At 63.0% G+C, this 12,979-nt stretch carries 9 protein-coding genes; 4 read left to right on the top strand and 5 right to left on the bottom strand.

Features of this window, described 5'->3' with window-relative positions:
* Positions 1-149 precede the first annotated feature (149 nt).
* The 3 genes from LXE91_RS37220 to LXE91_RS37210 all read left to right on the top strand — a co-directional run bounded on the left by LXE91_RS37220 (position 150) and on the right by LXE91_RS37210 (position 2,914).
* The gene (locus LXE91_RS37220) at positions 150-1,778 is read left to right on the top strand and encodes a GMC family oxidoreductase (RefSeq protein ID WP_039353320.1); all 1,629 of its coding nucleotides are present in this window, start codon (positions 150-152) and stop codon (positions 1,776-1,778) included.
* A 204-nt stretch (positions 1,779-1,982) separates the two neighbouring features.
* Positions 1,983-2,144: a hypothetical protein gene (locus LXE91_RS37215; protein ID WP_158077520.1), complete on the top strand. Its 162-nt coding sequence runs from the start codon at positions 1,983-1,985 to the stop codon at positions 2,142-2,144.
* An 80-nt stretch (positions 2,145-2,224) separates the two neighbouring features.
* Complete coding sequence (locus LXE91_RS37210) at positions 2,225-2,914, top strand: response regulator transcription factor (RefSeq protein ID WP_039353317.1); 690 nt, start codon at positions 2,225-2,227, stop codon at positions 2,912-2,914.
* 217 nt (positions 2,915-3,131) lie between these two features.
* Here LXE91_RS37210 and LXE91_RS37205 read toward each other — a convergent pair whose 3' ends face one another.
* From LXE91_RS37205 to LXE91_RS37185, 5 genes are all read right to left on the bottom strand, one after another.
* Positions 3,132-4,106 (bottom strand): WD40/YVTN/BNR-like repeat-containing protein, encoded by a 975-nt coding sequence (locus tag LXE91_RS37205; protein ID WP_082139479.1) that lies wholly within the window; start codon positions 4,104-4,106, stop codon positions 3,132-3,134.
* 16 nt (positions 4,107-4,122) lie between these two features.
* Positions 4,123-6,522 (bottom strand): efflux RND transporter permease subunit, encoded by a 2,400-nt coding sequence (locus LXE91_RS37200; protein WP_039353314.1) that lies wholly within the window; start codon positions 6,520-6,522, stop codon positions 4,123-4,125.
* Positions 6,523-6,529: 7 nt separating this feature from the next.
* On the bottom strand, positions 6,530-8,236 hold the full coding sequence (locus tag LXE91_RS37195) for a DUF1302 domain-containing protein (RefSeq protein ID WP_046196879.1): 1,707 nt from the start codon (positions 8,234-8,236) through the stop codon (positions 6,530-6,532).
* Positions 8,237-8,252: 16 nt separating this feature from the next.
* A complete protein-coding gene (locus LXE91_RS37190) occupies positions 8,253-9,572 on the bottom strand; it encodes a DUF1329 domain-containing protein (protein WP_046196886.1) in 1,320 nt (439 codons plus the stop codon).
* A 405-nt stretch (positions 9,573-9,977) separates the two neighbouring features.
* Entirely contained in the window at positions 9,978-10,958 is a 981-nt protein-coding gene (locus LXE91_RS37185; RefSeq protein WP_039353308.1) for an aminotransferase class IV, read from the bottom strand.
* A 529-nt stretch (positions 10,959-11,487) separates the two neighbouring features.
* Between LXE91_RS37185 and LXE91_RS37180 the strand changes: the two genes are divergently transcribed.
* Positions 11,488-12,948: an aldehyde dehydrogenase family protein gene (locus LXE91_RS37180; protein WP_039353305.1), complete on the top strand. Its 1,461-nt coding sequence runs from the start codon at positions 11,488-11,490 to the stop codon at positions 12,946-12,948.
* The last annotated feature ends 31 nt before the right edge of the window (positions 12,949-12,979 follow it).

The raw sequence follows: 12,979 nt of genomic DNA, 5'->3' as shown, positions 1-12,979 counted from the left end.
ACGCTGCCGATGCGGCCACGCAGTGCTGATGCATGACGGAATGAAGCCGGTCGCGCGACGGCTCGCCGAGGCCGCGGCGCGAGTGGCGGAATCGATGCATCAGGTAGTTGCTTGCGAAGCGTTCAAGCATCTATCGAGGACACAGACCCGTGAAGAACTCATTCGATTATCTTGTTGTAGGCGGCGGCTCCGCAGGCAGCGTGCTGGCGTCGCGTTTGACCGAAGATCCCGATGTGACGCTGTGCCTCTTCGAAGCCGGCGGCACGGGCGACGGATGGCCGGTCAACGTTCCGGCCGCGCTGGTGCTGATGATCCCGTCCCGGCTGAACAACTGGGCGTTCGAGACGGTGCCGCAGAAGGGGCTGCAGGGGCGGCGCGGCTACCAGCCGCGTGGCAAGGCGTTGGGCGGATCGTCGGCGATCAATGCGATGGTGTACACGCGCGGCCATCATGCCGACTACGACGACTGGGCCGCGCTTGGCAACGAAGGCTGGGGCTGGAACGACGTCTTCCCGTATTTCAAGCGAAGCGAGCATAACGAGCGGCTGGGCAATGAATGGCACGGGCGCGGCGGCCCGCTGTGGGTCAGCGACCTGAGGACGGACAATCCATTCCAGGCGCGTTGGCTGGACGCCGCACGCGAGTGCGGCCTGCCCGTCACCGACGATTTCAACGGTGCGGAGCAGGAAGGCGTCGGCATTTACCAGGTGACCCAGAAGAATGGCGAGCGCTGGAGTGCGGCCCGTGCGTATCTTTTTCCGCACATGCAGACGCGCGGCAACCTGACGGTGGAGACGGGCGCGCAGGTCAGGCGCATCGTGTTCGACGGCAAGCGGGCCGTTGGCGTCGAAGTCACGCGTGGCGGGAATGTCGAGACGGTCTGGGCGAAGAAGGAGGTGATCCTTTCCGCCGGCGCGTTTCAATCGCCTCAGTTGCTGATGTTGTCCGGCGTCGGGCCGAAGGACGAACTCGCTCGTCACGGAATCCAGGTCGTCGCCGATCTCCCGGGCGTGGGAGAGAACCTGCAGGATCACCCGGACTTCGTTCTCAGCTACAAGACGAACAGCCTGGATGCGCTCGGCGTATCGGTACGCGGCGCGATCAAGACGCTGGGCGACATCCGGCAATACCGGAACTCGCGAACCGGTACCCTGACCACCAACTTTGCCGAAGGCGGCGCATTCCTGAAGACGCGTCCCGATCTGGAACGACCGGACGTCCAGATGCACTTCGTCGTCGGTCCCGTCAGCGATCACGGAAGGAAGGTACGGCTCGGCCACGGTCTTTCCTGTCACGTGTGCCTGCTGAGGCCGAAAAGCCGTGGGTCGGTCAAGCTGCGAAGCGCCGATCCGCTCGATGCGCCGTTGATCGACCCGGCCTTCCTCGAACACGATGATGATCTCGAGGTCCTGGTCGAGGGCTACAAGCTGACCCGGCGGTTGATGGCGGCACCGGCGATGGCCCGGTTCGTGACGGAGGACCTGTTCGCGTCCCGGTCGCGATCGGACGACGACATTCGTGCGTTGCTGCGCGAGCGCACCGACACCGTGTATCACCCGGTCGGAACGTGCCGCATGGGGAACGACGCGCTCGCCGTCGTCGATTCCCAGTTGCGCGTACGGGGAACGGAAGGCTTGCGTGTGGTGGACGCATCGATCATGCCGACGCTCGTGGGCGCAAACACGAACGCGCCGACGATCATGATCGGCGAGAAAGCCTCCGACCTGATTCGGAGGATCTCCCGATTCCCGTCCGCGATGCCGGAAACCGCGGTTTGAGTGGCCCGCTCTCGTGCCGACATTCGTCGGCACGAAGGCCTCGATCGGGCATGGGCGTCGTGAGCACGATGTGTGCAGCGACGTCCGCCGCCTGAAGGCGTGGGCTCGCCGCCCGGTTGAGGCCAGACTGGACGCTGCTCGGACATCGCGCACCGGCCTGCGTACGTCAACAACCGGAGAAAGACCGGTGCCCGCTTCGCGGCGATGAGCCTCACCAACCAACGAACCCGTCAACCGATCGGCCTTGCTCGGCGTCCGGCCCGCTCCGGGCCGGGGCGGGAAATGTTCTTCACGCATCTCTATTCCGATGGCTTCGGTGTGCATCATGCCGAACGCCGTCTTCCATTCGACGAGCGATGCCCGTGAACGGGGAAACCTCTGCGGCGCCCGAACGCTGTCCGGAAGGTGTCCGCGTGCGCGAAAGGCAACGACTCGGAAATTCGAACATGCACTCGCTCATACTCATCGCGGATGACGCGCCGGAAATGGCGTCGACGCTCGATACCTGCCTGACTCGCAACGGGTTTCGAACATTCCAGACCAACACCTTCCAGGCCGTGCTGGCCACGCAACTGAACCTGAAGCCGGATCTGGTCATTCTCGACATCCGTGAACTGCATGCGGATGCCCTGGACATGCTCGCCAGGCTTCGACGACAGAGCGATACCCCCATCGTCGTCATGTCGGCGTGTGATCTGGACAGGGAGCGGCTGCGCGCACTGCACGCCGGCGCCGACGACTACATCGTCAGGCCCTTCAACCCGGATGTGGTCGTCGCGAGATTGCTCGCGATGCTGCGCCGCTCCGGTGCGCTCGCGCCTGAACGTCGTCTCCGGGTGGGGGCGCTCGAAGTCGATACGGACAGCTATGTGGCGTGCGTGAGAACGCCCTCAGGCGAAACGCCGGTTCCCGTGACACTCGTCGAATTCCGCCTGCTGGCGCACATGGCCAGGCTGCCGAATCGTGCATTTACGCGCGTCGAATTGCTCGATGCGTGCATCGCAGACATCAGCGCATCCACACGCACCGTCGACGGCCACATGAGCCGGCTGCGGAGAAAGCTGGCGGCCGCAGGGGTGTCGGGCATCCTGGAAAGCGTGCACGGCGTCGGCTATCGTCTTCGAAAATCCGGTTGACGGGGGAGGGCGTCGCTCGTTAGCGGAATCCGCGGTTCGTTGAGCCTGCATTGGCGCTGACGTGCATGCAGCGGAGATGGGTGCAGCACCACCGGTAGATCGTCGGGCCCGAGCCAGTGCAGCCGTTGCGCCGATCACTGACCGTAAGGACCTGGCTTCGACACGCCGAGCCGCGATTCACGATCGCGGCTCGCCGTGCGCATCAGACATCCGAAAGTTACTGCGTGACGACCCCGTCGCGAGAAAAGATCAGCCACTTGTCGCCGGCGGAGGGGAGCGCCGCGGTGTACGTCGTCCCGGTCTGGGTGTGCAGGCGCTGGAACGTCTTTCCATCATCGGTACTTTGCGCCTGCAGCCCGTCGACCCCTACCGCCAATACCGTGGAGCCTCGGGACGCAAGCGCGGTAATGGAATTCCTGGTGTCGAGCGTCGCGCGTGTCCAGGTATGGCCGTTGTCCTCGCTTCGCATCAACGTGCCGCGCAGCCCGCCGACCAGCAGTACGCCGTTGGGCAGCGCCACGCCGCACCAGAACGAGCCCTTGTAACCGGTCTCCACGCTTTCCCACGTGTTGCCCTTGTCCCTGGAAATCAGGAGTTGCCCCTTCTCGGCCGTGGCGAAGATCTCGCCGTTGCCGTTCGAAAAGAGGCCGAACAGGTTCAGGTCCGACTTCTTGCCGTTCGGGAGAACGGCTTCTCTTTTGGTCCAGGTCTTGCCGCCGTCATCGGTGACGAGGATGAGCGACCAGAGTCCGACGGCCACGCCGTGGTCGGCGTCGATGAAGTGCACGCCGAACAGCGGGCGATCCTCGTTCGTCGCGAGTCGTTGAACCTCCCACGTCTCGCCGCCGTCGGTCGTCTTCAGGATCGCGCCCCAGTGGCCGACTGCCCACCCTGTCCTGGCGTCGATGAAACTGACGGACGTCAGCGTCGAGCTCACGGGCACGGACTTGGCCTGGCGGTACGTCGCACCGCGGTTGTCGGACAGCAGGACGATGCCGTTCGCGCCGACACTCACGACCCGCTGGCCGGCCCAGGTGGCATCCAGCACGGCCGACTGGGTCGCGATGCTGGACTGGACGGCCGGAACGGGCCGGAGTTCCGATGCGGATACCGCGCCTGGCGTGCTGCCCAGCAGCGCGCCGACGACGACGGCACCGGCCGACAGGGAGAGAACCTTGCGATACAGGGTCATGGAATCCTCTTTTGCTTCAATGGGCGAGCAGGCCGGGGGCACGGGCGGGCTTGCGCCGCGGGAAGATGCGCTCGAGCCAGACGGCGAAGGCGGGCAGGACCGTCATCGCCATGACCATGTTGACGATGAACATGAACGCCAGCAGCTTGCCCATGTCGGCCTGGAACTTGAGCTCGGAGAACGACCAGGTGGCGACGCCGATCGCGAGCGTGATCGCCGTGAAGATGGTGGCCGTCCCGATCTCGAGGATCGATTGTTCGAGCGCCTTGACGATGCCGACGCCGTTGGCGAGATGCAGCTGCAGCCGGTTGTAGATATAGAACGCATAGTCGACGCCGATGCCCACCGCCAGCACCATCACGGGCAACGTGGCGACGGTCAGGCCGATCTGCAGTTCCTTCATGAACCAATACCCGATGAACGTGCCGATCGTCAGGGGCAGGCAGCAGGCGAGGACCGCGCGCAGGTCGCGGTACGTGACGAGGACGAGCAGGACGATGGTCGTGTAGACGTAAAGCATCATCGGCAATTCGCTGCGCTCGATTTCGTCGTTGACCGCCGCCAGCACGCCGGCGTTGCCTGAGGCGAGCCGGATCTTCACGCCCGGCAGCTTGTTCGTATCGCGGAAATGCTTCGCGGCATTGATCACCTGGGTGATCGTGGTCGCCTTGTGGTCGGCCAGATAGATGTTCACCGCGGTCATGCTGCAGTCCTTGCGCATCACGCCGGGCGTGCGGGCCACCTCGCCGGCCAGCGACGAGTAATTGTCGGGGGCGATGGGAATCGCCGACATCTTCGGATTGCCTTCGTTGTATCCCTCGTTGTACTGCCGCAGCAACGACGAGAACGAAACGACCGACAACACGCCGGGGACGGCACGCATCGACCAGACGAAGCGATCCTGGTAGGCGCCGACCTCCACGTTGTTGCAGGACTGGGGCGGCGCTTCGAAGACGATGGAAATCCAGTCCAGCCCGACGTCGTAGCTCGACGCAATCGAAACCGAATCCGTGTTGAACCGGGCATCGGCACGCAGCTCGGGCGCGCCGGCCTGCAGCGTGCCGACCACGCGGTCCCGACTTTCCCAGGCCGCCACGGCGAACACCACGACGGCGGCCAGCAGGACGATCGCCGCATTGCGCGGAATGGCGACTTTCGCGAGCACGCGGAGCACGCGGCCACGACGAACGGCATGCCCTTCGGCATTCTTTGCGTAATTGCCGTCGACCTTGAGCAACGACGCGGCCAGCGGAAGCATCACCAGGTTCGTGACGATCTTGTACGCCACGCCGAGCGAAGCGGTGATCGCGAGCTCGCGCACCATCGGGATCGGAATCAGGATCAGCGTGACGAAGGACACGAACGCGGTCACCAGCGCGAGCGTACCGGGAATCAGCAGCCCGCTGAAGCTGGATCGGGCGGCTTGCTCCACGGACTTCCCGTGGGAGATCTCACGCACGATGAAATTGATCTGCTGGACGCCGTGCGACACGCCGATCGCGAACACCAGGAACGGAACCAGTACGCCCAACGGGTCGAGCCCGTAGCCGAGCAGGTGCAGCGTGCCGAACTGCCAGACGAGCGAGACCAGCGAGCAGGTCAGCGGCAGGATCGTCAGGCGAACGGAGCGGCAGTACCAGTAGACGGCCAACGCGGTCAGGAGCAGCGCGATCGCGCAGAACTTCAGGACGGACGACGCGCCGTTTGCAATATCGCCAATCTGTTTCGCGAAACCGATGATCTGGATTTCATAGTTCGAATCCTCGAACTTGGCGCGCAATTGCGATTCGAGCGCCTTGTCGAATGCTACATAGTCGACTCGCTCACCCTTCGCATCCAGCTCGTTGAGATCGGCGGTGACCATTGCGCTGCTCTGGTCGCGCGACACGAGGCTGCCGACGAAGCCGCCCTGGGCGGTCGAGCGCGAAATGGCGCCGACCGTGTTGCCGTCGAGCTGATCGGGCGTCACGGTGCCGGGAATGAGCGGATCCGCACGGAATCCGTCTTCGGTGATCTCGTTGACGAATGAATTCGGCGTCCAGAGGGATTGAACGCTGCTGCGAGACACGTTCGGCAGGAACGTGACCGCCTGGGTGACTTCATACAGGCGCTTCAACGCAGCCGGCGTCCAGATGCTGCCCTTGCGCGCCTTGACGACGACGATCAGGCGGTTGGCGCCGAGCAGGTCACCGCGATACTCGTTGAACGTCTGCGTATATTCGTGGCCCAGCGGAAGCTGCTTCTCGAACCCGGCATCCATGCGCAGCTTGACGGCGAAGCAGCCCATGACGACCGTGAAGAGAACCAGAAGCCCCAGCACGAGACGCCTGTGACCGAACAGCATATTTTCCAGCGAATGAAGCATTCCAAGCAGCTTGCCGGGTCGGGCTGCGTCGGAAACAGGCGGTTGATTCATATTGACCTCAGAAATTTCGAGAAGCGACGATTGCCACGAAGTCCCTGTCACGTAGCGGGTTGGCCAGCGGGTTGGTCGGGCCCATGAAGCGGGTGTAGTTCAAGCCGACCTGCCAGTTCGCCGGGTTCTGTATGAAGTTCACATACAGGTTCATGGCCGTCACGCCGCGCATGAACTGGGCATTCACGTTCGGCGTATTGCCGAAGAGGCCGTATCGGACGAATATCCCCGGATTGACCTGCCACCCGGGAATGAGGGTGCCGTCGTAAACCCAGTTGAAGTCGACGTCGATTCCGCCGGAGTACTTCGTTCCCTGGGCACTACCCGGCGTGTTGAGTGCGCCGGTCGCGAACAAGTCGTTGAATTCGTTCCCCCACAGAAGCGCGCCAGGCGAAATCGGCGACCCGCCGTAGCTCGTGTGAAGCCCCGGATACGCGATGATCACCGTCTCGGTCGTCAGCGTGGCGGTCTGGGCGCCGAGCAGCTTCAGGAACGCCGCGGAATTGCCCGGCTGGAGCGAGTAGAGGGTCGTCAGGTGCCACTGGAATCGCTTCTCGTCGACCCAGCAGTTTCCCCCTTGCGCGACGCAGCCACTGGCCGGATTCAGCGGAACGGCGTCTCGCGGACGGTACGAGAGTTCGGTGCCGATCGCCCAGTCGCCCACCGGGAAGTTGGCGCTGACACCGATCATGTGACGGTCTTCCGGAAACCGGAAGACCGTCCCGCCCGTCGAGCTCAGCGAGAGTTGCGGGAACTTGTCGTGGTACGCGATCGTGTAGAAACCGAGATTCAGGTCCGTTCCCGCCGGCTGATAGCGAATGGAAAAACCGTACTGCCCGCCGTTCTTCGGATGGATGGTCGCGGCGCCGTACGTGTTGTTGCCGGGCCCGACGATCTGGTTCGACCAATAGCTGCCAACCGGCGGCAGGTAGTTCTGGTTCCAGTTGCTCTGGTAGTACCCTTCGACGTTCACGCCGTGACCCACGCCGGATGCGACGCTCACGATCGGCGCGGGCAGGATGATCTCCTTGACCTGCGCGCCGGGCTGGGACGCGCGATTCACGTCGATCGCATTCGTCGCATTGACGCCGCCGGTTTCCCAGATGCTTTCGCCCCAGCTGACGACCTGGTTACCCACGCGGATGCGCGCAATCTGGTCGCCTACGTTGAACTGCTTGCTGACCCACAGGTCGAGCAGGCGCGGCTTGAAGCGGATGTTCTTCTCGGCATCGGACGGGAGGCCGCCGCTCAGATTGGGCGACGGGTTGTAGAACAGGTCCTGTCCGCTGGTTGCGCCTGTCGTTCGGGTACCGGAGTAGTCGTATTGCCAGGTGCCCCGTGCCATGAACGTGAGCCCTTGCGACGGCATCTTCAGGACCAGCTCGTGGTTGCCCTTGAGATAGCTCGTGAACGGATCTCCCTTGCCGTAGTTGATGTCGCCCTGATCGGAGAGGCCGCTCAACTGACCGAGTCGGCCGCCGCCTGTCTGCGCACCGGTGGCCACGTTGTAGGTCGGCGACACGAGATTGCTGCTCGGCGACGCCGTGCGAATGCCGACACCCGCCGATATCGTCGAATCGAAGCTGCCTTCGACGTTGCCGATCGTGAACGTGAACGCGTGCGCGCTGCCGCACCCGACGGCGACAAGCGCCGCGATTGCCGCGCGCACGAGCACCACGCTGGAGCGGGGCTGTAATGAGGAGGTGGTAGCCATTTTGTCTCGGCCCCTGTTAACGCTCGCTCAACGCACGGAGATTGTCGGCGTTGTAGAAGCTCGGCTTGTAGTGTTGGTCCGCCGACGAGTCGACCGACCACTTCGCGTCCCGTCCGGCCGCGAGCATCGAACCGTCCACGAGGTACCGGCCGTCGACGAGGTTGTATTGAGCGAATGCGAGCGTGTCGCAGCTCCCCGTTTCGTACACCGGAATGATGTAGCCCTCGCGGACCTTCGAGATGTTGCCCTGCGCGTCGTAGTCCACCGCGCCGAGGTAGCTCCAGCTGTCTTCGTCGACGTAGAACAGGCGCTTCGGAGCGGTATGGCGCATCCCCTGCTTGACCGTGGCTTCCACGACCCACACGCGATGGAGTTCGTAGCGACGCTTCGCCGGGTTCACGAAGTCGGGGCCGTACGCGTCTTCAAATTTGTCCGAGAAGTCGTACATGCCCAGGTCGTTATAGGTGACGATCATTTCCTTCTTGCCGAGCAGCTTCCACGAGAATCGGTCCGTCTGTCCGGAGAAGACCAGCGCTTCATCGATGTTGTACTGGTTGTCGAAGCCGATCTGGGGCGCATCGTACGCATACGACGGCATGCGACGGGTGCGGCGCTGCCCCGGGAAGTAGTAGAAGACTTCGGTCGGCTTGTCGGCATAGTTCGTAAAGATCGCGGCCTGGCCGGCAATGGCCGCCGGGGACTTGTACGCGTAGTAGGCGTTGCCTTCGATCTGGTTGACCTTCGCGAACGTCGTGCCGGCCTTGTCGCCCCACGGCTGGTAGATCCACGCGTCGGACACGTTCTTGATCCAGTCGGACGCGCCCTTGCGCGGGGAGACGACGGTGATGATGTCGCGCATCTCGACGCCGGCGCCGCGGTAGTGCAGCTTCGCGTTCCACATCACTTCCGCGCCGGTCTTGGGCGCAGGGAACGGGTAGCCCGGCAGGCGGGCATCGGCGAGTTCCGATCCGTCAGCCGACATCTTGGCGAAGCCCGCGTTGTTCTTCGTGTTCTCCGCGACGAAATCGGGTACGCCGCACGTGCGCCGGGACGGATAGACCGGCATCGTGAAGCCCTTCAGGTTCTTCAGCAGTGCAATCTGGCCAGGGTTGAGCTTGTCCGCGTACTTGTCGACGTTGCTGGCGTCGATCGTATACAGCGGCTTGTCGGATTTGTATTTGAAGAAATCCGCGCGGCGCTTGCCGTAGCTCCAGCCCGCGCCGACGTTGCCCACGGGGGTCCAGGCGGGAATGCCGCTCGCGGTGCCGGCGATTTCGGCGCCCGACGGCGTATGAGAGGCATCCGTCCCTTCCGCAAGCGCACCGGTCAAGGACATCGCGACGGCGGAAGCGATGACGGACAATTTCGCTGCCGATCGGATGAGCGAAGCAGATTTCTTGAAAGAATGAGTCTTGACCACGGCTATCTCCTTGACCTTGACCAGCTGACGTGCGCCCGCCAAAGGGTTGTGCATAGGTGAAAACGGCTGAAGGTACCGATAGCCTCGCCAGTTTGTTAGCTATGCGAAATGAATTGGGGTGTGTTCGTGCTTTGTTTTACTGAATCACCGAACTTCCAGGTCATCGCGATGACGTAGAAGTTCGTATCGACCGGCGCCTGGTCGGGCGCCGGACGGTTTGTCGATGCATGCGGCTATTGGGCGCCCACCAGGGCCGGATGTGGCATGTTCGACCAGATCGGCTTCGTACGCGCCACTTTTGAACGGCTTCCGGTTTCCGGCTTATGCCGGGATCGACGAGAAGTATTCAGCCGGCTGAGCGTGCCATCCTGCCCAGCGCTTTTCCCAGTAGAGGTTGTGAATCTTCTCGGAGATCGGGCCGGGGCCGTTGTGGTTGCCGAGCGGTTGGTCGTCTACCGCGCTGACGGGCATGATCCCGCCTGCCGATGACGACGTGAATGCTTCGTCAGCCTCGCGCAGCTGCGTCGCGGTGTACTTGCCGATGTTCACCTTGATGCCGAGCTCGGCAGCGATGTCGAAGACGCTCTGGCGCGTGATGCCCAACAGGCAGCCTTCGGCGGGGGTGTAGAGCTCCCCGTTCTTGACGAAAAAGACGTTCGCGCCGGCTGCTTCGGTGAGGTTGTCGTGTTCGTCGACGAGAACCGCCCAGTCCTTCTCCTGCGTCATGGCTTCGAAGAGCGCGAGCTTCATGTCCATCCAGTGGAAGTTCTTGGCCGTGGGATCGACCGCCTTCGCGGAAATGCGGTTGTACCGCTTGCTGATCAGGAGGTTCGAGCCACGCGTGCGGACTTCGTCGTCGGCCTGGAAGAAGAACGGCACGGCAAACGCGAACATCGCGTTCTTCATTGCGCTGCGGTCGCGGCGGTCGACGCTCAGCGGGCCGCGGGTGACGCACCACCAGACGTACGCGTCCTTCAGGCCGGCGTTGCGCACGAGATTGTGGAGAATTTCCCGGACCTGGTCACGATTGAACGGATTCTCGAGGAAGAACTTCGCCGACGACTCTTCCATGCGCGCAAGGTGATCGTCGAGCCGGAAGAAGTTGCCTCGCGAGACGGTGACGACGTCGTAGGCCGCGTCGGCATGCAGGAATCCTGCGTCGACGAGCGGGACGGTCGCTTCGCTGATGGGAACGTACTTGCCGTCACAGAACGCGCTGCCATCTTCATAGCGGGGTTCATGCGGAGCGCGAGCATGCAGCGGATTCTCGTGCATGATCTGCTGGACTTGAATGATTGCCATGGTAGTTACCTTTCGCTCCCGAGGGAGATTTGTCGTTCGATATTGACGTCAAAAGCGACCGGGTCTCGGCGCGCTTCCTTGCGGATTGCTTGCTTCCTGGCTATCCGGCGTGAAGTCTGCCATATGACTTGATCAAATGACCGTGTAGTAGAAAGTATTGCTCGAAAAATTCCTTGTCGATGAAGGTTAACCCTCTGTGACGCGTGCCTCGATACGCGAGCGGCGAGCAGACTCGTGCTTGCCGGCCGGTGATCGTCGAACGTCCATTCCGGCAGACCAAACCGATCCGCCTGAGCAAAGAGGTTTCGGCGTGTTGCGCGCATCCGGTCACACGCGCTGCAGGTCCTTTGCAGCAGCATGACCGTTCGTTCCATGAAGCGTCTTACTTTGGTATGCCGGTGGCAATACTGATTATTACCGAGTCATGTGACTTGGCCAAATGATCAAAAAAGACGTTAGTATGGATCTTCCCGGGCGATCCAGAAGGCTGACGCTTCGCCCTCGATACCAAATGACATGGAGCGAGCAGATGCCGATTTTCGAAGCAGACCATCTCCGCAAGGCGTTCATAGGCGGCCGTTGGGTGGAGCCGGTGAACGGTGGCGTGGAGCACGACATCATCAATCCGGCGACGGGCGAAGTCTCCGGCGTGTTGCTGTTCTCTGATGAGGCCGATGTGAACCTGGCCGCGGAGGCGGCGCGCGACGCCTTCGCAGCATTCTCGAACACGCCCCTCGTCGAGCGGCTCAAGCTGCTCGAGCGCGTGATTGGTGCCTACACCGAGCGGTTGCAGGACATGGCCGACGCCATCACACTCGAGATGGGCGCACCGATGGACGCTATCTCTCGCCCGCTTCAGGCAGCGCTGGGGCTCTGGCACCTCCATACGACGCTGGAAGTAGCGAAGCAGTATCCGTTCGAACGCACCCAGGGCACGTCGCGGATCGTCAAGGAGCCGGTGGGGGTGTGCGGCTTGATCACGCCGTGGAACTGGCCGATGAACCAGGTCATGTGCAAGGTGGCGCCGGCGCTGGTGGCGGGTTGCACGATCGTGTTGAAGCCCAGTCAGAATGCGCCGTACTCGGCGATTGTTCTCGCCGAGATCCTCGAGAAGGCCGGCGTTCCTCCCGGCGTATTCAATCTCGTGCAGGGCGCCGGGCAGCGCCTGGGCAGGGCCATTGCGTCCAGCCCGCTCTTCGACATGGTGTCGCTGACGGGTTCGACGAGCGCCGGCGTGGAGGTCGCTCAGGCCGCTGCGACCACGATCAAGCGGGTGACGCTGGAGCTGGGCGGAAAGTCGGCGAACATCATTCTGGACAGCGAAAACTTTCAGCAGGGTGTCACGCATGGCGTGCTCCAGATGATGGCCAACTCCGGCCAGACCTGCACCGCGCCCTCGCGCATGCTGGTGCCGGCGCATCGGCTCGAGGAGGCGGAGCAGATTGCAGTCGCGGCGTGCGCGCAGGTCGTCGTCGGCGATCCGCACGATCCCGGTACGACCATGGGGCCGATGGCGAACCAGCGCCAGCATCGAAAGGTGCAGGAGATGATCCAGACGGGCATCGACGAGGGCGCGGTGCTCCTGTCGGGTGGGCTCGGCAATCCCGCCGGGCTTGAACGAGGTTACTACGTCAAGCCGACGGTCTTCAGCCGCGTGAACAATCGCATGACGATTGCAACCGAGGAGATTTTCGGCCCCGTATTAGTGATCATCCCCTATCGGGATGAATCGGACGCGGTTGCCATCGCCAACGACTCGCCGTACGGGTTGTCCGGCTACGTCTATGGAGATTCGATCGAACAGGCGGAGCGCGTCGCCAGAAAGTTGCGGACCGGGATGGTGCATTTGAACGGCGCGTCCGTCGACATCGCGGCGCCGTTCGGTGGGTACAAGCAATCCGGCAACGGACGAGAGTGGGGCTACGCCGGCATCGAGGAATTCCTGGAGACGAAGTCGATGTTCGGCGCGGTGCCGGGCGCCGTCAGCTAGCGGGAATCGACGACGGGCGCCCGGCGGTCCG

Source organism: Burkholderia contaminans (assembly GCF_029633825.1).
GTDB lineage: Bacteria > Pseudomonadota > Gammaproteobacteria > Burkholderiales > Burkholderiaceae > Burkholderia > Burkholderia contaminans.
Note: the sequence above shows the minus strand (reverse complement) of the source record. Positions and strands in the feature narration are given on the sequence as shown.

Coding starts and splice junctions, on each gene's coding strand:
- LXE91_RS37215 (WP_158077520.1), top strand. CDS start 1,983: ATGAGCCTCACCAACCAACGAACCCGTCAACCGATCGGCCTTGCTCGG.
- LXE91_RS37205 (WP_082139479.1), bottom strand. CDS start 4,106: ATGACCCTGTATCGCAAGGTTCTCTCCCTGTCGGCCGGTGCCGTCGTC.
- LXE91_RS37195 (WP_046196879.1), bottom strand. CDS start 8,236: ATGGCTACCACCTCCTCATTACAGCCCCGCTCCAGCGTGGTGCTCGTG.
- LXE91_RS37200 (WP_039353314.1), bottom strand. CDS start 6,522: ATGAATCAACCGCCTGTTTCCGACGCAGCCCGACCCGGCAAGCTGCTT.
- LXE91_RS37185 (WP_039353308.1), bottom strand. CDS start 10,958: ATGGCAATCATTCAAGTCCAGCAGATCATGCACGAGAATCCGCTGCAT.
- LXE91_RS37190 (WP_046196886.1), bottom strand. CDS start 9,572: ATGTCCTTGACCGGTGCGCTTGCGGAAGGGACGGATGCCTCTCATACG.
- LXE91_RS37210 (WP_039353317.1), top strand. CDS start 2,225: ATGCACTCGCTCATACTCATCGCGGATGACGCGCCGGAAATGGCGTCG.
- LXE91_RS37180 (WP_039353305.1), top strand. CDS start 11,488: ATGCCGATTTTCGAAGCAGACCATCTCCGCAAGGCGTTCATAGGCGGC.